The sequence below is a fragment of the Bacillus sp. FSL R9-9530 genome, assembly GCF_038008145.1.
Lineage (GTDB): Bacteria > Bacillota > Bacilli > Bacillales > Bacillaceae_G > Bacillus_A > Bacillus_A mycoides.
The window spans coordinates 1,932,735-1,954,047 of sequence record NZ_JBBOYO010000001.1 but is presented as its reverse complement, the minus strand read 5'-3'; the positions used below and the strand labels follow the sequence as shown (position 1 = coordinate 1,954,047).

Annotated in this window: 26 protein-coding genes; 20 read left to right on the top strand and 6 right to left on the bottom strand. The window is 34.5% G+C overall.

The genetic code is table 11. The features are described from left to right. Nucleotides 1-87: 87 nt before the first annotated feature. Nucleotides 88-558, bottom strand: coding sequence for a GNAT family N-acetyltransferase (locus tag MKX66_RS09750; protein WP_002012425.1), 471 nt, complete (start codon nucleotides 556-558; stop codon nucleotides 88-90). A 138-nt stretch (nucleotides 559-696) separates the two neighbouring features. Next, nucleotides 697-1,647, bottom strand: coding sequence for a metal ABC transporter substrate-binding protein (locus MKX66_RS09745; protein WP_002141395.1), 951 nt, complete (start codon nucleotides 1,645-1,647; stop codon nucleotides 697-699). Between the two features lie 223 nt (nucleotides 1,648-1,870). Here MKX66_RS09745 and MKX66_RS09740 point away from each other — a divergent pair, with 223 nt between their 5' ends. Further along, nucleotides 1,871-2,095 (top strand): hypothetical protein, encoded by a 225-nt coding sequence (locus MKX66_RS09740; RefSeq protein WP_215587668.1) that lies wholly within the window; start codon nucleotides 1,871-1,873, stop codon nucleotides 2,093-2,095. Nucleotides 2,096-2,211: 116 nt separating this feature from the next. Then, nucleotides 2,212-2,871 (top strand): oxidoreductase, encoded by a 660-nt coding sequence (locus MKX66_RS09735; protein ID WP_002141396.1) that lies wholly within the window; start codon nucleotides 2,212-2,214, stop codon nucleotides 2,869-2,871. A gap of 29 nt (nucleotides 2,872-2,900) precedes the next feature. On the opposite strand, the gene namA is transcribed toward MKX66_RS09735, so the two are convergent. After that, a complete protein-coding gene (namA, locus tag MKX66_RS09730; RefSeq protein ID WP_341086012.1) occupies nucleotides 2,901-3,938 on the bottom strand; it encodes an NADPH dehydrogenase NamA in 1,038 nt (345 codons plus the stop codon). Nucleotides 3,939-4,071: 133 nt separating this feature from the next. Between namA and MKX66_RS09725 the strand changes: the two genes are divergently transcribed. From MKX66_RS09725 to MKX66_RS09700, 6 genes are all read left to right on the top strand, one after another. Further along, nucleotides 4,072-4,530, top strand: a complete 459-nt coding sequence (locus tag MKX66_RS09725) for a methylated-DNA--[protein]-cysteine S-methyltransferase (RefSeq protein ID WP_002186074.1) — start codon at nucleotides 4,072-4,074, stop codon at nucleotides 4,528-4,530. 165 nt (nucleotides 4,531-4,695) lie between these two features. Further along, nucleotides 4,696-5,694, top strand: a complete 999-nt coding sequence (locus tag MKX66_RS09720) for a DUF2628 domain-containing protein (protein ID WP_012260773.1) — start codon at nucleotides 4,696-4,698, stop codon at nucleotides 5,692-5,694. Nucleotides 5,695-5,765: 71 nt separating this feature from the next. Beyond that, entirely contained in the window at nucleotides 5,766-7,427 is a 1,662-nt protein-coding gene (locus MKX66_RS09715; protein WP_012260774.1) for a peptide ABC transporter substrate-binding protein, read from the top strand. Between the two features lie 58 nt (nucleotides 7,428-7,485). After that, on the top strand, nucleotides 7,486-7,902 hold the full coding sequence (gene fosB, locus MKX66_RS09710) for a FosBx1 family fosfomycin resistance bacillithiol transferase (protein WP_341086009.1): 417 nt from the start codon (nucleotides 7,486-7,488) through the stop codon (nucleotides 7,900-7,902). 12 nt (nucleotides 7,903-7,914) lie between these two features. Continuing rightward, nucleotides 7,915-8,460: a short-chain dehydrogenase gene (locus MKX66_RS09705; protein ID WP_002012437.1), complete on the top strand. Its 546-nt coding sequence runs from the start codon at nucleotides 7,915-7,917 to the stop codon at nucleotides 8,458-8,460. A gap of 11 nt (nucleotides 8,461-8,471) precedes the next feature. Next, the gene (locus MKX66_RS09700) at nucleotides 8,472-9,083 is read left to right on the top strand and encodes a phosphoserine phosphatase 1 (protein WP_012260775.1); all 612 of its coding nucleotides are present in this window, start codon (nucleotides 8,472-8,474) and stop codon (nucleotides 9,081-9,083) included. A gap of 46 nt (nucleotides 9,084-9,129) precedes the next feature. Here the strand turns inward: MKX66_RS09700 and exsB are convergent, their stop codons facing one another. Continuing rightward, entirely contained in the window at nucleotides 9,130-9,762 is a 633-nt protein-coding gene (exsB, locus tag MKX66_RS09695; RefSeq protein WP_002012440.1) for an exosporium protein ExsB, read from the bottom strand. A 181-nt stretch (nucleotides 9,763-9,943) separates the two neighbouring features. Here exsB and cotH point away from each other — a divergent pair, with 181 nt between their 5' ends. The 8 genes from cotH (at nucleotide 9,944) to MKX66_RS09655 (ending at nucleotide 17,647) form a co-directional block, all read left to right on the top strand. Next, nucleotides 9,944-11,020, top strand: coding sequence for a spore coat protein CotH (gene cotH / locus MKX66_RS09690; RefSeq protein WP_000937998.1), 1,077 nt, complete (start codon nucleotides 9,944-9,946; stop codon nucleotides 11,018-11,020). Nucleotides 11,021-11,125: 105 nt separating this feature from the next. After that, on the top strand, nucleotides 11,126-11,743 hold the full coding sequence (locus MKX66_RS09685) for an NUDIX hydrolase N-terminal domain-containing protein (protein ID WP_061675463.1): 618 nt from the start codon (nucleotides 11,126-11,128) through the stop codon (nucleotides 11,741-11,743). Nucleotides 11,744-11,847: 104 nt separating this feature from the next. Next, nucleotides 11,848-12,450: a DedA family protein gene (locus tag MKX66_RS09680; RefSeq protein WP_002086054.1), complete on the top strand. Its 603-nt coding sequence runs from the start codon at nucleotides 11,848-11,850 to the stop codon at nucleotides 12,448-12,450. A 96-nt stretch (nucleotides 12,451-12,546) separates the two neighbouring features. Further along, the gene (locus MKX66_RS09675) at nucleotides 12,547-13,926 is read left to right on the top strand and encodes a putative polysaccharide biosynthesis protein (protein WP_002086052.1); all 1,380 of its coding nucleotides are present in this window, start codon (nucleotides 12,547-12,549) and stop codon (nucleotides 13,924-13,926) included. 184 nt (nucleotides 13,927-14,110) lie between these two features. Next, nucleotides 14,111-15,052, top strand: a complete 942-nt coding sequence (locus MKX66_RS09670; RefSeq protein WP_000932392.1) for a magnesium transporter CorA family protein — start codon at nucleotides 14,111-14,113, stop codon at nucleotides 15,050-15,052. 199 nt (nucleotides 15,053-15,251) lie between these two features. Next, nucleotides 15,252-16,148, top strand: coding sequence for a permease (locus tag MKX66_RS09665; protein ID WP_000418719.1), 897 nt, complete (start codon nucleotides 15,252-15,254; stop codon nucleotides 16,146-16,148). A gap of 3 nt (nucleotides 16,149-16,151) precedes the next feature. Then, on the top strand, nucleotides 16,152-17,021 hold the full coding sequence (locus MKX66_RS09660) for a TIGR03943 family putative permease subunit (protein ID WP_002012447.1): 870 nt from the start codon (nucleotides 16,152-16,154) through the stop codon (nucleotides 17,019-17,021). A 119-nt stretch (nucleotides 17,022-17,140) separates the two neighbouring features. After that, nucleotides 17,141-17,647 (top strand): acyl-CoA thioesterase, encoded by a 507-nt coding sequence (locus MKX66_RS09655; RefSeq protein ID WP_002012448.1) that lies wholly within the window; start codon nucleotides 17,141-17,143, stop codon nucleotides 17,645-17,647. Between the two features lie 129 nt (nucleotides 17,648-17,776). Here the strand turns inward: MKX66_RS09655 and MKX66_RS09650 are convergent, their stop codons facing one another. Further along, nucleotides 17,777-17,863 (bottom strand): YjcZ family sporulation protein, encoded by an 87-nt coding sequence (locus MKX66_RS09650; RefSeq protein ID WP_000505094.1) that lies wholly within the window; start codon nucleotides 17,861-17,863, stop codon nucleotides 17,777-17,779. 159 nt (nucleotides 17,864-18,022) lie between these two features. On the opposite strand from MKX66_RS09650, the gene cls reads away from it, so the two are divergent. From cls to MKX66_RS09630, 4 genes are all read left to right on the top strand, one after another. Then, the gene (cls, locus tag MKX66_RS09645) at nucleotides 18,023-19,207 is read left to right on the top strand and encodes a cardiolipin synthase (protein ID WP_078184755.1); all 1,185 of its coding nucleotides are present in this window, start codon (nucleotides 18,023-18,025) and stop codon (nucleotides 19,205-19,207) included. A 32-nt stretch (nucleotides 19,208-19,239) separates the two neighbouring features. Next, a complete protein-coding gene (locus MKX66_RS09640; protein WP_012260778.1) occupies nucleotides 19,240-19,710 on the top strand; it encodes a spore coat protein in 471 nt (156 codons plus the stop codon). A 197-nt stretch (nucleotides 19,711-19,907) separates the two neighbouring features. Then, nucleotides 19,908-20,087, top strand: coding sequence for a hypothetical protein (locus MKX66_RS09635; RefSeq protein ID WP_002086048.1), 180 nt, complete (start codon nucleotides 19,908-19,910; stop codon nucleotides 20,085-20,087). 98 nt (nucleotides 20,088-20,185) lie between these two features. Continuing rightward, the gene (locus tag MKX66_RS09630; RefSeq protein WP_341086005.1) at nucleotides 20,186-20,806 is read left to right on the top strand and encodes an NAD(P)-dependent oxidoreductase; all 621 of its coding nucleotides are present in this window, start codon (nucleotides 20,186-20,188) and stop codon (nucleotides 20,804-20,806) included. A gap of 24 nt (nucleotides 20,807-20,830) precedes the next feature. On the opposite strand, the gene MKX66_RS09625 is transcribed toward MKX66_RS09630, so the two are convergent. Then, nucleotides 20,831-21,313, bottom strand: a complete 483-nt coding sequence (locus MKX66_RS09625; protein WP_000217328.1) for a DUF456 domain-containing protein — start codon at nucleotides 21,311-21,313, stop codon at nucleotides 20,831-20,833.

Genomic DNA, 21,313 nt, shown 5'->3' with positions numbered 1-21,313 from the left:
ACTAGATTACAAAAATGAAGTATATAAGGGAAAGAAACTAAAAATAGAAAACATAACATTGATAAATGCATAATAAAAAGCCTGTTTTCACAGGCTTGTATTTTCATCTATAAGTAATTCCATTACAACACCTACAACTGGACCTTCGTCATCAATATCCCCATTTAAACGGAAGCCAAATGACTCATATAGTCCCATTGCGTGTTTGTTGTCAGGATGTAAACTTAAATAAATTATTTTACATTCGAATTTTTGTTGCAAGAATTGAATTAGTAAGCGAAGGAAACGTTTTGCGTATCCTTTTCCTTGAAATTGTTGGTCAATCATAAAACGATCTAACCATACACTTTCATGTTTTTGGGAATACCAACCGTACATTGCGTATCCAACGAGTGTTTCTTTGTCATATAAGCCTACTGACGTTCCGTTTTCTTCATATAATGATTCCGCTAAAGAAAACGCATTGCTTTCAATAAACTGCTGCTGGTCTTTTGCTACGTCTAAAGCAGCAACTGAACGCCAATTATTTGCTGTTACTTCACAAATGTGAAGATTCATAGTTCCAACTCACCTTCTAAATTAGTATAGCTTACAAGCTAATATGGATAATTCTACTTGTTATCTCGATCAAGTCAAGGATAAATACATAAAAAGGCAGCTGAATGACATATTCAGCTGCCTAGAAAATATAGTTGATTAGTTTGTTGCTTCTTTTAAAGTATTTACGTTTTCTTCCATTAATGTGAAGTAATCTTTATTGTTCTTTGCATCATCCTCAGAAATAGTAGCAAGGTGATTTAAGCGTAAAATTTTTGTACCTGTTTCTTTTTGAATAACTGATGCTACTTTTGGAGTAGAGAATGTTTCAAATAAAATATATTGTAGACCGTGCTCTTTTACTGTTTTTGTAATGTCAGTAAGCTGCTTTTGAGATGGTTCATCAGATGCTGAAATTCCAGCGATTGGAATTTGTTTCAAACCGTATCGTTGTTCCCAGTAGCCGTAAGCTGCGTGTGAAACTAATATTTCTTTCGTTTTTGCATTTGCAACAACTGCTTTAAATTGATCATCTAAATCAGTAAATTTTGTTTGTAGTGCTGCAAAGTTTTTTTCGAACTCTTTTTTATGTTCAGGCTGTAATTCTACAAGTGCATTTTTAATTTTTTCTGCTTGTTTCATCGCAAGAGTAGGGTCTATCCAAACGTGTGGGTCTTTATCGTGATGATGTTCATCTTCTTTATGACCGTCTCCATGATCGTGCTGCTCTTCTTCAGATGAAGCACGAAGTTCGATATCTTTAGATGCATTTACAATTTTTACGTTTTCTTTTTTTAATGATTTTTCCATTTTTTCGGCAAATGGTTCTAATTCTGCGCCGTTATAAACAAATAAATCGGCTTTCGCCACTTGTACAGTCTGCTTTTGACTTGGTTCAAATGTATGAGAATCCGCACCAGGTGGGTAAATTGTTTCTACATTTACATAATCACCACCGATTTTTTTTGCAAAGTCAGCGAGTGGGAAAATGGTTGTATAAACAGAAAGTTTCCCATCTTTTTTCGCTGCACTATCTTTGTTGTTAGAACATCCAGCAAAGATGAGTGTGAAAATAAGTATAAATGAAAATAGAGCTAATTTTTTAGGCATATAATTCTCCTCTTTTCTTTTTTACAATTATATTTTCTCCAAATATAAGAAGAAAATATCGTTTTAATACAAAACGGAATAATTACGTTTTAATACAAAACGGAATAATTACGTTTTAGTTTGCGAACCTAGTATAATACATCTTTATGAAAGTTGCAATAAATAATAATCATTACGATTTGATTTTGTAATAAATCTGTCAAAAAGAAAGGTATTAAATTTTATGATTGGTGCATATGTGACAATGTTACTTTCATATATTGGGAGGGAGCAGAGAAAAGGGGATGAGCGCTTGGGTTACTTCATGGAAGCTATCTTATTAATACTTGCGGTTGTTTTGCCATTATCTTTTGTTTTAATTTTTTTAAGAAGACTAATAAGTAATTTAGGGGATGCTACAACAATTACAAAATTGCCAGCGGAAGAAAAAGAAGAGAAAAAAGAGTAAGTAAAGCACTATGCATACGCATAGTGCTTTACTTATGGTAAAATGGGAGAACGGAAACTCCTGTTAGCGACGATTAGCTATAGGAGAGAATAGTAAATAAAGAGGTATACACATATATGAATAAGCGAACAGCGTTAGTACTTGGCGCAAGTGGGTTAGTTGGACAAGAAATAACGCGACTATTACTTGACTCAGATTACTACGATTCGGTTACTATTTTTGTAAGGGAACCATTACAATTACAGCATGAGAAATTGCAACAGAAACAGGTGGATTTTTCAGTATTAGAGGAATACAAAGAATTTTTTGCAGTAGATGATGTTTTTAGTTGCTTAGGAACAACGATAAAAAAGGCGAAGTCGAAGTCGAATTTTAAAAAAGTAGATTATGAATATACATTACGAGCTGCCTGCTTAGCTGAAAAACAAGGCGTGCAAAATTTTCTTGTTATTTCATCAATGGGAGCAAAACCTAAATCATTTTTCTTTTACTCGCAAGTGAAGGGGAAAATGGAAGAGGAGCTGAAAAAGCTAGTTATTGGTGGCATACATATTTTCAGGCCGTCATTATTAGTTGGAAATCGAAAAGAATATCGTTTTGGGGAAAGAATGGCTGAGAAATTATCTCGTATTCTTCCGTTTATATTTAAAGGGGCTTTTAAAAAGTATAAACCAATTTCAGCTAAAGATGTGGCGAAAGGAATGTATATAACAGCGCTACGTGAAGAATCTGGTATTCATATTTATAGTTCAAACGATATTATAGAAATAAAATAAATAAAACCGAGAAGAATAATTTCTCGGTTTTATTTATTAGTTTTAATGTTTCCGGGTGCTCGTCGGTACTGATATGGTTCTTTTAATTCAAAGCCAAGTTCATTGGCAGCTATTCTTGGGAAGTATGGATTACGAAGTAACTCGCGTCCGATAAAAATTAAATCTGCTTCGTTATTATTTAAAATTTGCTCTGCTTGTGATCCGTTTGTAATTAATCCTACCGCACCAGTCGCGATGTCAACATGCTCCTTAATATGTTTAGCATATTGTACTTGGTAACCAGGATACACATCAATATGTGCGGGTACAACAGCACCAGAACTACAATCGATTAAATCTACCCCTTGTTCTTTCATCCATCCTGTATACTGCACATAATCTTGAACCGTTAACCCGTCAGGATGATAATCATTTGCTGAAATACGAACAAATAACGGTCCGTTCCAAACTTCATTTACAGCATCGATGATTTCGCGTAAGAAACGATAGCGATTTTCAGGTGAGCCCCCGTATTCATCAGTCCGCTTATTGGAAAGCGGAGAAAGAAATTCATTAATAAGATAACCGTGAGCACCATGTAATTCAATAACGTCAACCCCCGCTAGTTTAGAGTGTAAAGCTGCTTTTTGAAAAGCAGAAACAGTTTCTTTAATTTGCTGTTTATTCATTTCTACTGGTATTTTCATTCTATCGTTAAACGGAATTGCTGAGGGAGCGAAAGCATCTGTTTCTAATTCAGCCTTTCTTCCGGCGTGAGCGAGTTGAATGGCTGCTTTTGCACCGTTATTATGTATAAATGTTGTCGTTTTATGTAAGCCTTCAATTAGATTATCATCCCAAATGCCTAAGTCTTTGTTAGAAATTCGTCCTTCAGGTAACACAGCTGTTGCTTCAATCATAACTAAACCTACTTGGCCAGCAGCCCTGGTTCCATAATGGACGAGATGAAAATTAGTTACTTGGCCATCCTCATTTTCTGATGAATACATGCACATAGGTGACATAATGATACGGTTTTTTAGCGTAACGTCCTTAATTGTATAAGGTGAAAAGAGTTGAAACTCCATCAAATATCCCCCTTGATTGAATTTTCTTACATTGTATCATCCTCTTTTTTGTTTCCCTAATAAAACGCTTATACGAAAAATTTCGTCTATTCGTGTTACAATAAATAATATGTAATGAATTGGAGGATGACATATGTACCAGGCTTATTATGATAGTGAATTAGGTTTGTTAGAAATTACAGCGAACGAAGAAGGAATTACGTCTGTTATATTTGTTGAAGAAAGAAAAGAAGAACATAAAAATGAATTTGTTGAACAATGTATAAATGAATTAGATGAATACTTTGAAGGAAAAAGAAAAGAGTTTACAGTTCCATTGTCTGCTGAAGGAACACCATTCCAAAAGAATGTATGGGATGCACTTTACACTGTTCCGTATGGCGTAAGTGCTTCATATTTAGATATTGCGGAGAAGGTTGGGAATACGAAAGCTGTACGAGCGATAGGAGGGGCAAATAGCCGGAATCCAATTTCAATTATCGTTCCATGCCATCGTGTAATAGGAAAGAGTGGAAAACTTGTTGGGTATGCGGGTGGTTTATGGAGGAAAGAGTGGTTATTGAAACATGAAGGTATTTTAAATAAATCGTAAGAAACAACCTTTGGAAAGAGGGAGTTAGCTCGGCTGTCCTAAGACAAATGCGTTAGCTATCAAAAGTAACGATGAACCGAGAAGCCCCCACTTCGGGGTAAGCTCGTAAGAGATACTAAGTGGTGGGTAGTTCACAATGAAGTATGGATGGAAAGAGGGATTGTTTTGAAATGTATAAATTGTGGGCGACCTTGTATTAATGATCAGCTGAATTGTGCAAATTGTCAACGAAACTTGCATAATGAACAAGGTGAAGAAAGCTCGCTAATAGACAAAGAATTAGAAGTATATGTAGGGAGACAATATCCATATTACAAAAGAAAATGGGAGCTTGAGAATAAGCGAATTGCTAGGTGGAGCTGGAATGGTCTGGCTGCTATTTTTAATGTAGGTTGGCTTGGATATCGCAAGTATTACGTACCTGCTGCTTTATTTATACTGTTATTAGTAGCATGTGATGCATTTTCTTATTATATGGGGTTCAACGTAGCGTTGCCAATCATTAATATGGTGCCTCTTACGTTTTTATTACTCATTTTCATTCTATTTGGGATGGGGATTTTTGCAAATGGATTATATTATCAATTTGCAGAAAGGCGTATATATCGAATAAAAGCACGGGGAATTAAAGATGAATCGGTTGAAAATTATCTCATCCGTGATAGTGGTGGAACGAGTAAAATGGGAGCAACAATCGTTACTATTTTAGCAGTTGCTAGTATTTTTTTCAGTCATTTCTTTTTTCCGACTGATCGAGATATTATACAAAAAGTTCGTACAAGCTCGCTTTATGAATATCCAGTCTTTTCAATTGGTGAATCGTTCGAAAATTATTTTCAAAATTCAGGATGGATATACTATCGGGGAACGGAAGGATTAGAATTAGTAGAATTTCAGGGGGAGAGTCCTGAGATGCCAAGGAAAAAGGTGACAATTCAATTTATTGTTGATTATAAATTGGGAGAAGTGGAACCATATTCACTTACGATTAACGGTGAATCTAAAAATGAAGAAGAGTTTTTGAAGATAATGGAGGAAATATTTAAAGTTCAAAATCCATTTGATATAGAGGATGGCTTACAAGTAAATGCTATTCAACAAAGCGGAGGGAAAGCAATTTCTGACCGCTTTTTTTCTTTTTATGAAAATAAATATTTAAAATAATCAGAATTTTTTGTATAATAAAATATATTATACAAGTTTTAACTTATACATATAGATTGGGGGAAGGAAGAATGAAGAGAAAGGTAACAACGATTGCTGCAGTTGCATTATCGGCTAGTGTATTGGTTGCAGGTTGCGGAAATGGGGAGAAGGCATCTACAACGAAGAAAGAAGCAGGTAAGGGAGTAGCGGATAAGCAAGTATTAAACTTACTAGAAACAGCTGAAATTCCTTCAATGGATACATCTAAATCAACAGATTCTGTATCTTTCCGTGTATTTGTAAATGCAATGGAAGGATTATATCGTCTAGATAAAGATAATAAACCAACTCCAGGTATGGCCAAAGACGTGAAGATTAGTGAAGATAAAAAGACATATACATTTGAATTACGTGATGCAAAATGGTCAAATGGTGATCCAGTTCGAGCACAAGATTTTGTATATGCATGGCAACGTACATTAGATAAAGCAATAGCAGCAGAATATGCATTTATTTTATTTGATGTGAAAAATGCACAGAAAGTAAATAAAGGAGAAGTACCGTCGGATCAATTAGGTGTTAAAGCGAAGGATGATAAAACGTTGGTAGTAGAATTAGAGCAACCAGCACCTTATTTCCTTGAGCTTACTTCGTTCCCTACATTCTTCCCATTAAATGAAAAGTATGTAAAAGGACAAGGGGATAAATACGGATTAGAAGCAGATAAATTATTGTACAATGGACCATTTACAATGAGTGAATGGAAACATGAACAAAGTTACCAGTTAAAGAAAAACCCAAATTATTGGGATAAAGATGCTGTAAAATTACAAGAAATTAATGTGGGTATAGTAAAAGAGACAAGTACTGGGGTAAATTTATATGATAGTGATCAAGCAGATCGTGTCATTTTAAGTTCTGAGTTTGTAGACAAATATAAAAAGAATAAACCAGATGAATTTAAAACGAAGCTAGACCCACGTATGTATTTCCTACGTTTTAATCAAAAAAATGCAACGTTTAAAAATCAAAAGGTTCGTGAGGCGATTGATTTAGCGTACGATAAAAAAGGAATTGCGGATGTAATTTTGAATGATGGATCATTGCCGGCGTATTTCTTAGTACCTGAAAAGTTTACGACAGGACCAGATGGAAAAGACTTCCGTACTGTAAATAAAAATTTCCGTGACAGTAAAGATAATGCTGCGAAAGCAAAAAAACTGTGGGAAGAAGCGAAGAAAGAACTTGGTCAAGATACAATTACAGTAGAATTACTAAATGATGATAACGGTAGTCGTAAAAAAGTGGGCGACTTTATTAAAGAAGAATTAGAGAAAAACTTACCTGGTATTAAAGTGAATCTGAAGCAACAACCATATAAGCAGAAGTTAGATTTAGAAAAGAAATTTGAATATGAATTCTCATTATCTGCATGGAGTCCAGATTATCCAGACCCAATGACATATATTGATATGTTCGTTACTGGAAGCTCATTTAATGAAATGGATTATTCAAATCCGAAGTACGATGATTTAGTAGCAAAATCAAAAGGAGAACTACTAAAAGATGACGCAGCACGCTGGAAAGCACTTGCAGAAGCTGAAAAAATCTTAATTGGTCAAGATGCTGCAATCTCTCCTACGTATCAGCAAAGTACGGCTTATTTAGAGAAGACATATGTAAAAGGTATCGCTAACCATACGTTTGGTGGAGACTTCAGTTATAAATGGGCATATATTACAAAGAAATAGTATAATAAAAGATGAGTGAATTTTCGCTCATCTTTTATTTGTATAGGAGGAATTAGAGTTGTTAAAGGGAATCAATCATCTTTGTTTTTCAGTGTCCAATTTAGAAAACTCTATTACATTTTACGAGAAAGTATTGGAAGGAGAATTATTAGTCAAGGGGAGAAAACTTGCATATTTTAATATATGTGGAGTATGGATAGCGCTTAATGAAGAAACACATATTCCGAGAAAGGAGATTCATCAATCTTATACGCACCTCGCATTTTCTGTTGAACAAAAAGATTTTGAACGCCTGTTACATCGGTTAGAAGAAAATAATGTTCATATTTTACAAGGAAGAGAGCGTGATGTGAGAGATTGTAGGTCTATATATTTTGTTGATCCTGATGGTCATAAATTTGAGTTTCATTCAGGGACGTTACAAGACCGTCTAAATTATTATAGAGATGAGAAACCTCATATGACATTTTACTAAGGGGGGAAGAAGTTGCATGCGCTTGTAATTGGTGGAACAGGAATGCTAAAGAAAGTTTCTATGTGGCTTTGTGATCAAGGGTTTCATGTTTCTATTATTGGACGAGATAGTACGAAATTGGAAAATGTTAAGCAAGTGAGTTCTGTACCGGGAAATATTACGTGCCTTCCTTTAGATTATCAAAATGACGATGATGTAAAGCAATCTATTACAAATACAATTGAACAAAATGGTCCAATAACATTAGTTGTTGCCTGGATACACTCTAGTGCAAAGCATGCATTACGACTCATTTGTAATGAAGTTGAATTGTCATCGGAAAAGTATAGTTTATTTCATATATTAGGTAGTAGTGCATCGCGTACGAAGTCACAAAAAATAGGCGGGACATTATGTAGTTATTATAGAATTATATTAGGGTTTATTTTAGAAGATACATATGCAAGATGGCTTACTCATGAAGAGATTGCTGACGGAGTTATAAAAGGAATTGAAAGTAAATGCACAGAATGGATTGTAGGGAGAGTAGAGCCGTGGGAATCGCGGCCAAAATGGTAAGGGGGCTTGAAATGAAGACAACGGTATATGTAACAAGGCACGGTGAGACAGAATGGAATGTAGCAGGGCGGATGCAAGGACGGAAAAATTCAGCATTAACAGAGAATGGTATGATACAAGCGAAACAATTAGGGGAGCGTATGAAGGATTTACCACTCCATGCCATATATAGTAGTCCAAGCGAAAGAACGCTTCATACTGCTGAATTGATTAAAGGGGAACGCGATCTTCCAATTATAGAAGATGAATGTTTCTATGAAATAAACATGGGGATATGGGAAGGGCAAACAATTGCTGACTTGGAAATGCAATATCCAGAAGAAGTACATTTATTTTGGAATGAACCACATCTTTTTCAGTCAACATCAGGGGAAAACTTTGCGGCCGTTCATAAAAGAGTAATTGAAGGGATACACTTTCTTTTGGAAAAGCATAAAGGAGAAAATATTTTAATAGTTACTCATGCTGCAGCAGCGAAATTACTCGTAGGGCATTTTGCAGGTTTTGAAATTGAACATGTATGGGAAGAGCCATTTATGCATAGCGCGAGCCTTAGTGTGATTGAATTTGATGAAAACCGTGGTAAAGTAAAACAATTTGCAGATATAAGTCATTTTCAGTAAACGTAAAAAAGGTCGCAAAGCGACCTTTTTTGGTGGACATAAAAAACTAGCAATTACGTTTTTTATACCAGAAGTGATCGAATTTCTTGTTTTTGCAAGATGGGAACTTATGTCCGTCTCTGCAATCATTCCATTTGTGCCCGTCATCGTGACAGTCTTTACCATGATCACAATCATCATCGCAAGAGCTACCGTGTCCGTGAGGGAAGAATTCGCATTTTTTACAGAAACTTCGTTTTGTCCAGAAAAATTTCTTTTCAAAGCGTATGCATTTTGTAACGAACGTACAATGCTTTCTGCGAGTACGTTTTGTAACTAAAACGCATTCTTTTCTACGCGTCACTTTTGTAACGAAAGTCCATTTTTGAACACGTACACGAGTGCATTTCGTAACAAACGTCCATTTTTTAACATGAGTACATTTTGTAACGAAAGTACAATGTTTTACGCGAGTACATCTTGTTCTTGGACATTTACGCCCAGTTGTACATTTACGCCCAGTTGTACATTTACGCCCAGTTGTACATTTACGCCCAGTTGTACATTTACACCCTGTTGTACATTTATGATGAGAGAATTTATCATCATCGCACTCAAAAGTACTTGGATCTTGGTGTAAGAAATCCTCCATACCAGCACTTTTGATTTCTTCAACAGCTTTTCTAATATCACGTTTCATAGAAATCCTCCTTATCGAGTGTTAAATTGAAAAGGTATTCTTTTTCCTTAACATGATATGAGATTCGACTTCTTTCTGAACAGGACAAGAGTGTAATTTTATATAAATAGATGATAGCGGATGTATGGACAAGACAAGGCGCATACATTGAATGAAGAGAACTGAGAAGGGATGAGAAAACATGCTGCCTTCATATGATTTTTTTGTTCATCCAATGTACTTAGTGGAATTGAAAAAGGACATTTGGTCAGATAGTCCAGTGCCAGCAAAATTAACTTATGGAAAAAAGAAGTATGACATTGATATCGTATACCGAGGGGCTCATATTCGCGAATTTGAGAAAAAGTCTTATCATGTTATGTTTTATAAACCGAAAAAATTTCAAGGCGCGAAAGAGTTTCATTTGAATTCTGAGTTTATGGATCCGTCTCTCATACGAAATAAATTATCTTTAGATTTTTTTCATGATATTGGTGTACTTTCGCCAAAATCACAACATGTATTTATAAAAATTAATGGTCAAATTCAAGGTGTGTATTTACAGTTAGAATCAGTTGATGAAAACTTTTTGAAAAATAGAGGGTTACCGAGTGGTTCTATTTATTATGCGATAGATGATGATGCGAATTTTTCGTTAATGAGTGAGCGAGATAAAGATGTTAAGACAGAGCTCTTTGCGGGTTATGAATTTAAATATTCGAATAAAAATAGTGAAGAACAACTGAGTGAATTTGTATTTCAAGCGAATACTTTGTCGAGGGAAGATTATGAAAAAGAAATCGGGAAGTTTCTACATGTAGATAAATATTTACGATGGTTAGCTGGAGTTATTTTTACGCAAAACTTTGATGGTTTCGTTCATAACTATGCACTATATCATAACGATGAGACAAATTTATTTGAAGTGATACCGTGGGATTATGATGCGACTTGGGGGCGAGATGTACAAGGGAGACCACTTAATCATGAATATATTCGTATTCAAGGTTATAATACGTTAAGTGCAAGATTGTTAGATATACCTGTATTTAGAAAACAATACCGAAGTATTTTGGAAGAAATATTAGAAGAACAATTTACCGTTTCGTTTATGATGCCGAAAGTAGAAGGTTTGTGTGAATCGATTCGTCCATATTTACTACAAGATCCATATATGAAAGAAAAATTAGAAACATTTGATCAAGAAGCTGATATGATTGATGAATATATAAATAAAAGAAGGAAGTATATACAAGACCACTTACATGAATTGGATTAATTTTGAAAGAGATTGGAACATTATCAATCTCTTTTTTTGTATAATAAAGATGTATCAATTGAATTGACGTAATATTTACTTAATAAAGAATGGAGATGTGGAAACATGACGGTCAAGTGGATTGATTGGGTAAAACAAATACAATCTATAGCTCAAGCGGGTTTAACGTATTCTAAGGATGTGTATGACATAGAGCGTTTCCAACAATTACGGGATATTTCCATCTCGATGATGTCACATTACACAAAGACAGATTGGGAAGTAGTAGAGAATTTATTTGCAAGTGAGACAGGCTATCAAACACCTAAAGTTGATATACGGGCAGTTATTTTTCAAAATGAAAAACTATTATTTGTGAAAGAAAAAAGTGATAGGAAATGGGCATTGCCAGGTGGATGGGCTGATGTTGGTTATACGCCAACAGAAGTAGCAGCAAAAGAAGTTTTAGAGGAGACGGGCTATGAAGTAGATGATTTTAAGCTACTCGCTATATTTGATAAAGAAAAACATCAACCATCGCCTTCAGCAACACATGTATATAAAATTTTTATTGGCTGTAAGATTATTGGTGGCGAAAAGAAAACTAGTATTGAAACAGAAGATGTGGAGTTTTTTGGTGAGAATGAATTGCCTAATTTATCGATTGCTAGAAATACAGAAGAGCAAATTAAAGAAATGTTTGCCTACATGAAAGAACCTCAAAAAGAAACATTAATAGATTAATAATGCTTATGCCGATGATATTGTTGAAATGAAGATATTGGCAGAATGCGACCTTTATGTAATAATGGGATGGTATGTGAAGAAAAAAGGAGATAGAAAATAAAATGTTAGCAAGCATAATAGATCAGTTATTGCAATTTTTTGCAAGCCTAGGTTACTTTGGAGTAGCGCTAGCTTTAATGATTGAAATTATCCCGAGTGAAATTGTACTTTCGTATGCTGGCTTTTTAGTCGCAGATGGTAAAATTAGCTTTGTCGGTGCAGTTATTGCTGGAACAATCGGTGGTACTTTAGCTCAAATCTTTTTATATTGGCTTGGATATTACGGAGGGCGTCCGGTTGTAGAGAAATATGGGAAATATCTACTTATTAATAAACACCATTTAGACATAGCAGAAAATTGGTTTAAGCGTTACGGAGCTGGAGTAATATTTTCGGCACGTTTTATCCCAATTGTACGTCATGCAATCTCTATTCCGGCAGGACTAGCTAAGATGCCATTAAAACTTTTCACACTGTATACAGTTGTAGCGATTATTCCATGGTCAATACTATTTATATACTTAGGTGAAAAGCTTGGTGGAAATTGGCGACATATTAAAGAGTATGCATCTGATTACACACATTACATAATTATAGCGGCTGTTCTCTTTGTTGCTCTATACTTCGGTTTAAAGTATTTAAAAAAGAAAAAAGCAGCGCGTTAAAGTCAATGATTTTTCATTGGCTTTTTTTATTGTTTCAGTTCTAAAAAAAAGGAGTTGTCCATAATGTGTAATAATAAAGCGTAGCGGGGGAATGTGATGAAAGGATCACCGTTTTTACGTGGAACGATATTTTTAACGATGGCAACGATGATATCTAAAATGTTAGGGTTTATATATGTTATACCATTTACAGCAATGGTGGGTACGAGTGGGTACGTATTATATACGTATGCATACCGTCCTTATACAATTATGCTTAGTATTGCAACGATGGGATTACCACTTGCCGTTTCAAAAATGGTTTCAAAATATGATCAACTCAATGATTATCACACTGTTAAGAGAGTGCTAAAGAGTGGTATCGTTTTTATGGTCATTATGGGCGTTATTTCTTGTTTAGCATTATATATGTTAGCACCACATTTAGCTAAACTTGTGATTGATGGAAATGATCAGTCGGGGAATAGTGTGGTAGCTGTCACGCACAATATTCAAATTGTAAGTTTTGCGTTAATACTCGTTCCTGTAATGAGCTTGTTACGTGGTTTCTTTCAAGGTTTTCAATCTATGGGACCTTCTGCGCTCAGTGTAGTTGTAGAGCAATTTTTTCGGGTCTTAACTATTTTGATAGGAAGCTTTGTCGTTTTATATGTTATAAAAGCTTCTGTTTCGTTGGCAGTTGGTATTTCAACGTTTGGAGCATTTATGGGAGCACTAGGTGGATTAAGTGTTTTAAGTGCGTATTATATAAGAAGGAGAAAACATTTAAAGAAAAAAGAGATTGCCAGTATACCACAAACGACGAAAACTTTTTTTTCGTTGTATAGAGAACTGTTTACATATTCTATTCCTTTCGTTGTAGTTGGATTAGCGATTCCGTTATATCAGACGATTGATACATTTACAATTAATAAACTACTTATACAAATAGGGTATATGCAAGGAGAAGCGGAGAAGATTAATGCGATAATTGGTCTTGTCCAGATGGTTGTACTTATCCCGGTTTCCGTTGCGACTGCTTTTAGTATGTCTCTCGTACCTGAGATGACAAAAGCCTATACAGCAGGGAATGTGAAGTTACTGTACAAACATTTTACGAGGACGAATGTATTAGTAGTAGGTATTACGGTACCAGCGGCGATTGGAATGATGTTGTTAGCAAAACCAGTATATACTCTTTTATTTGGTGCCGGAAATGATCCGGAGATGGGGAGAGTTATTTTACAGTATTATGCTCCTGCCTGTATACTATTTTCGCTTTTCACAGTAACAGCTGCGATGTTACAAGGAATTAATCAACAACAGAAAACAGTGCTAGGATTAGTAATTGGTATTATTGTGAAGATAGTTTTAAATATCGTATTGCTTCCGTATTTCGATTATGTAAGTTTTATTATTTCAACATACGCTGGTTATACGATTTCAGTTGGCTTTAACTTGTGGATGCTTTCTAAATATGTTATAAAGGCAACATAAGCTTTTTAAGGCAGAGAGCACTCTGTCTTTTTCTTTGTTTAGAATATTTTTCTTATAAAAACGTTTTCAAAATAATTTTTCTATTGAAATTTAAACGTATGTTTCATATGCTGAGAATGGCGGTTCAAAAACTGTTATGTAAGAGAGGTAGATTCCTACATGTAAAAAGAATCGGGGTGATAGTATGTTAAATATTTATTTAACAGACCGAAACGGAAAACTACAAGAGGTTGAGGAAATGCAAAAGGGTTGCTGGATTAATGTACTTCATCCAACGGAAGAAGAAATTCAATATCTAGTACAAACGTTAAATGTAGATTTAGATTTCATTAAAGACCCTTTAGATGATGAAGAACGCTCTCGTATTGAAAAGGAAGACAATAATACTTTAATTATCGTGGATATTCCAACAGTTAGACATGATGAAGAAGGAAATTCGATTTATGACACGATTCCAATAGGTATGATTGTAATGCCAGATTGCTTTGTGACAATTTGTTTAGAAGAAAATCCAATTTTTGAACGCTTTATTAATCAACGTATTAAAGAATTTTATACGTTTAAAAAGACGCGCTTTGCACTTCAGCTCTTATATACGATTTCTACTTATTATTTAAGATACTTAAAGCAAATTAACAGAAAAACAATCGATTTAGAGCACCAATTAAATAAGTCGATGAAAAATAAAGAAATTTTTACATTGCTCGGCCTTGAAAAAAGTTTAGTTTATTTTACAACATCATTAAAGGCAAATAAAATTGTAATTCAAAAATTAATGCGAAACAGTACATTTTTGAAAATGTATGAAGACGATCAAGATTTACTAGAAGATGTATTAATTGAAAATAAGCAGGCTATTGAAATGGCGGAAATATATAGTCACATTTTAAGTGGAATGATGAATACATTTAGTTCGGTTATTTCTAACAATTTAAATAGTGTTATGAAACTGTTGACTTCTATTACAATCATTTTATCATTACCAACGATGGTTTCTAGTTTCTTTGGAATGAATGTAAAGGTTCCGTTTGAAGGGGAAGCACATGGTTTTGTAATTGTACTTATAATATGTGTAACATTATCTTTCACTTTAGCATTTGTTTTTTGGAAGAAACGTTACTTTTAATGATAGGAAAGCTGCGCTAGCATAGTTATAAAACTGTGCTAGCGCAGCTTTTTTTGCTATGAAATCTCAATTTTGGAACAGAATATAACTTGTGAAATGTAATGTGTATGAAGGTTATGAATTCCATATAACTCTTGTTCAAATAATGAAATGGGGTTAAAATTACATATTGTTAATGAAAAGTTGGAGGAAATACATCATGGAATTGTTTCAATTACCGAAAGCATTCCTGCAAATGAATACAATCTTTATCTCAATATTAATCGAAGCACTTCCTTTTGTGCTAATTGGTGTATTTATTTCAGGATTCATTCAAATGTTTGTGACAGAAGATATGGTGGCAAAATGGATGCCTAAAAACCGATTTCTGTCTGTTTTATTAGCTACTTTTTTAGGTATGATGTTTCCTGGATGTGAATGTGGAATTGTTCCGATTGTAAGACGATTAATCGGAAAAGGGGTTCCACCCTATGCAGGAATTGCATTTATGTTAACTGGACCGATTATTAATCCAGTTGTATTATTTGCAACATATGTTGCTTTTGGAAGTAGTATGCACATGGTATGGTATCGTTCTATTGTAGCGATTATCGTAGCAATTATCGTTGGAATTATATTATCATTTATGTTTAAAGAACATCAATTAAGAGATGATCACTTCCCAGAAGTGAACCATAAGCGTCCGTTACGTACAAAAATGTGGGATGTATGTACACATGCTGTTGAGGAATTTTTCTCAATGGGGAAATATTTAGTGTTAGGAGCGTTAATTGCTGCTGCAGTTCAAACGTTTGTACAAACTTCAACATTGCTTGCTATTGGACAAGGTCCGTTTTCTTCATCAGCTGTAATGATGGGACTTGCTTTCATTTTATCACTTTGTTCAGAGGCGGATGCATTTATTGCTTCTTCGTTCCAAAGTACATTTTCAACAGCGTCACTTGTCGCGTTTCTCGTATATGGACCGATGGTGGATATTAAAAATATGTTTATGATGCTTGCGACATTTAAAACAAAATTTGTAATTGTTGTGACGGTTACAGTTACCCTTGTTGTTTATGCAAGCTCACTACTCATTTATGCGATGGGGTGGTAGGTTATGTTTCGAGCATATATATTATTAGGCTTTACAATTTTAATTGGACAGCTTCATATTTCCGGTAACATTACGAAGTATATAAATATGAAGTACGCCTATTTATCAAAAACTGCTGCTATTATTTTAGGTTTCTTAACGATTGTACAAATTATTATCGTTTTCCAAAAAGAGCACCAAAAGGAAAAAGAGAAACATGATTGTAGTTGTGATCATAGTCATTGTGGGCATGATCATTCGAAAGATGAGAATACATGGTGGAAAAAAGTGTTTTCTTACACGTTATTCTGTTTTCCAATCATTACAGGATTGTTTTTCCCAATTGCAACATTAGATTCCGATATTGTTAAGGCGAAGGGATTCCATTTTCCAGTAGCGCAAGCAGAAAGTAAAGATCCATTTATGACAAGGCAATTTCTAAGACCTGACACGAGCATTTATTACGGGAAAGAAGGATACCGTGGTGTAATGGAAAAAGGGAAGAAAGAGTTTGTAACGAAAGACAATATCACTTTAAAAGATGAAGATTTCTTAAAGGGTATGGAGACAATTTATAATTATCCTGGTGAATTTACTGGTAAAACCCTGTCTTATAAAGGATTTGTTTTCCGAGATGATTCTTCTAAAAAGGAACAATATTTCTTATTCCGTTTCGGCATTATACATTGTGTTGCCGATTCGGGTGTATATGGTATGTTAGTTAAAAAACCAGAAGGTGTAGAGTGGAAAAATGATGATTGGATTCAGATAGAGGGAGAAATTTCAACTGAATTTTATCAGCCGTTTCATGCGAATATTCCAGTGTTAGAAGTAACGAAATGGAATAAAGTTGAACAGCCGAAAGAACAATATGTATTTAGAGGAGCCGATTGATAAAATCGGTTCTTTTTTATGGACTAAAAGTTCTAAAAATTGTTAATATTAAACGTGTAGTTCATGAGGTGTAGTGTATATTGGGATATTAGGGATAAATAATTAAAGGGGTGATAACAATGACTGAAGTAAAGGGTAAAACAGCTAATGAATCAAGGGTGTTTAAAACGAGTCGAGTATTTCCAACGGATTTAAATGATCATAACACGCTATTTGGTGGAAAGATATTGGCGGAGATGGATATGGTTGCTTCAATTTCAGCAACGAGACACTCGAGAATGGAATGTGTCACAGCGTCTATGGATTGGGTAGATTTCTTACATCCAGTACGTTCTTCAGATTGTGTTAGTTATGAATCTTTCGTAATTTGGACGGGAAGAACTTCTATGGAGATATTTGTGAAAGTAGTAGCAGAAGATTTAATTTCAGGTAAAAAACGTGTAGCAGCAACTTCATTCGTTACTTTTGTTGCGCTTAGTAAGGAGAATAATCCAGTTCCTGTACCGCGTGTTATCCCTGAGACAGAAGAGGAGAAAGAATTGCATCGAATTGCTGTGTTACGTGCAGAACAGCGCCATATTCGTAAGGCAGAGAGTAAGAAGGTAGCTACACTGCTAACTTTTTGATGTAAAATACTTTCCTAGTGGTACTATTTTGTAATAGGTTAGGAGATTTTTGAAATGAAAAGCGGACACCTAAAAATAGGTGTCCGCTTTTATAGTTTTTTCATCCCCATATCGTACTACAATAACTGCTTAGCAGAAGCAAGCAGCACCGACGATAATTAAGAGGATAAATAATACGACTAGTAGCGCAAATCCATTACCATGTGCGAAGCCCATTGTTATTTCCTCCTTTTATTTTAAGATACAACATACAATATGCAGATGAGCTCCTGTTTGATATGGACGTATATCATGCAATGACATATTTTTTGTATGATAATGTTTTAAAAAAGGAAAGATATAGGAATAACAGTAGTTAGAGAAAGGAACGTATCCATGAAGCGCTTTTTAATTGTAATAATTTGTTTTATAGGTGTATTCATATGGATGAACGTTGATGTGGAAATGGGGAAGAAAATGGCTAGTGGATATGAATTAGAAAAAATCCGATCAGGGGATTTTCAAGTATATACGAACGGTGATGAGTTATATAAAAGTTTATTTGAGGATATAAATCGTGCAGAAAAGAATGTGTATATTCATTTTTATATTGTAGGAAAAGATGAAGTAAGCCAAAAGTTCTTACAGTTATTAGAGAAAAAAGCATCTAGCGGAGTAGATGTGAAATTGTCAGTAGACCGCATTGGCGGATATAAGCTTAAGAAAAAGATAATTAATCAATTAAAAGAAAAAGGCGTGAAGTTTACATTTAGTAAAAAACCTAAATTTAAAAACTTATTTTATTCTTTGCATCAACGTAATCATAGACGCATTGTTACTATAGATGGGAAAGTTTCTTACATTGGTGGCTTCAATATCGGAAAGGAATATCTTGGACAGGATCCTAAATTTGGTCCGTGGCGTGATTATCATGTACGCATCGAAGGGAATGGAGCTACTGATATGGAACGGAAGTTTGCGGAAGACTGGCAAGAAGATACGGGAGAAAAGTTTCCTATACACCAAGAGTTACCTGTACAAGGAAATGTAAAATATCAATACGTATTTTCGAATGGAAAAGGTTTATGGAAGGAGTATGGAGCGTTTTTAAAGAAGGCAAAACATTCTTTAATTATCGCTACACCATATTTTGTACCGAGTAAAGAAATGGTGAAGGGGCTGAAAGATGCATTAAATCGTGGTGTCCATGTAAAAATCCTCGTCCCATTTAAAAGTGATGCAGTATTGCTAAAACAGGCTGCCTATCCTTATTTGAAAGACATGTTAGATGCTGGAGCGGAGATTTATCAATATCGAAATGGATTTTTTCATGGGAAAGTAACAATCATCGATGAGGAAATGGTTGATATTGGTACAGCAAATTTTGATAATAGAAGTTTTTACTTAAATAACGAATCTAACTGTTTCATATATGATAAGACAGTCGTTGCTGACGTATGGAATCGATTAAAAGAAGACTTTCATAAATCAAAACGATTTTCTGAAGAAGATTTTGAGAAAATTAGTAGATGGGATTGGTTTCTAGCAAGAATATCAAATGTTATCGCATCATATTTATAGTATAGAGATGAAATAGGAAGGGAGGCGCTTTAATGGATTGTATGAAAGAATTGATGACATATAGTTACACACTTATATATAAAGTTGGAGAATACACGAGCAAGGTTCGAGATGAAGAATTAAAGGATATATTACAGCATCATTTGCCGTATATGTTACAAGCATATAATGAACAAGTGAATTTTCAAGAAGGAGAAAATATACAACATATAACTTGTAAACAAATGTGGCCGGAATTTACTGAAATGGATAGGGAAACAGATAATGAGTGTACAGGGGATATTGGGATTGCTATTTGTTATATTTCACATTTGAAACGATTAGCATTAAAGTTTGCTCAAGTTGCAGTGGAAGTTGCGAACCCAGAGTTTCGTTCTTTCTTGGAAAATTGTTTTGTGAAAATGAATCGTTATGCTTATAGTGTTTGGCAATATGTTGTGAAGAAGGAATATAAAATTAAACATTTATATGAAAATGAAAGTGAAAGTGAGAAGTTTGCGTGAAAAACTAAGACGGAATGAAAGGCGTCTTAGTTTTTTTATGTCTAATGAAAGGCTCAATTAGAAGAATTGAGAAAAACCAGTTGTGTTATCGGAATATTTACAAAAGTTTACAATATCTTTACTGTTTTTAAATCTTCCCTTTAAAAAAAAAGAGTAATATGGGATTGTACATATTCTATCAAAGGGAGGAAACGCAAATGAACAAATGGGTTAAGTCATTAACTGCTATGGCACTTGCAAGTTCTTTATTAATGGTAGGTTGTAGTAAAGATGAGGATAAAAAGAAAGAGGATGACACAACTTCGCAGCAAGATGAAAAGAAAGATAAAGAAACAAGTGGAACAGAAAAATCTTCTGATTCGAAAGAAAAGAAATAAATAATAGAGCTTCCTCACATAAACGAGGAAGCTTTTTTGTTGTATATTTGTATGTATTAGGGAAAAATAGAGAGAAAGAACTGAAGAGGGGATAATATATGAAAGTATGCATATTAGGAGCGACAGGTAGAGTAGGATCACACATTATGAAATTGGCATTACAAGATTCATATGAAGTAACGGTATTAGTTCGTGATTTGAGTAGAGTGGAAACAGAGCATGAAAGGTTGCAAGTTATTAAGGGAAATGTATTAAGCGGAGATGATATAAAGGAAGCGATTAAAGGATGTGATATTGTAATTAGTGCTCTTGGAACTGATCGGAATGGGACGTTAGAGAAGAGTGTACCGATTATTATAAAGCAAATGGAAGAAGAGGGCATAAAGAAAATTGTTACAATAGGAACTGCTGGTATTTTACAAGCACGAACAAACCCAAGTATATATCGTTTCCGATCAAAAGAATCGAAAAGAAAAATGACAACAGCTGCGGAAGATCATTTAGCTGCTTATGAAGCGCTGAATAATAGTAAACTATGTTGGACTGTTGTTTGTCCGACGCATTTAATAGATGGTGATGTAACCGGTGTATATCGAACTGAACAAGATATGTTGCCAACAGATGGATCGAAAATCACAGTTGGTGATACAGCTCAGTTTACATGGAGTTTACGTAATAAAAGCTTATACGAGAAAAGCCGAGTAGGTATTTCATATTAAAAAACCATCCCAAAATAGGGATGGCTAAAAAATGATATAGCATACAAAGATGATAATCATAATGATTTGGAGAATGGCTTTGGCTACTGTACTACTTAAAAAACCGACAACAGTTGCAATTCCGACTAAAAGGGCGTCTTTTGGCGCCTTTTTATGCATAAGTTCCGTAATAAATACAGATAAGAACGGTATGATAATAAGCCCGAATGGTGGGAAGAAGAACGATCCGACAATGATAGAAACCATACCAACACGTTCGCCCGATTTTGTACTTCCGTATTTTTTTAGGAAGTATCCATTTGCAATAAAGTCAGCAACGAAAATGAAGAGTGTAAAAATGACTTGAATAATCCAAAAAGATGTCGTTAACTCTCCGCCGTTTATTCCAAAATGATAAATGAAATAGCCAGCCCATACGGCAAGGATGCCAGGGATAATGGGGTATATAAAGGCAAGAAATGAAACAATGAAACAAGCAATGATACAAATTGTTAGTAAAACAGTCAC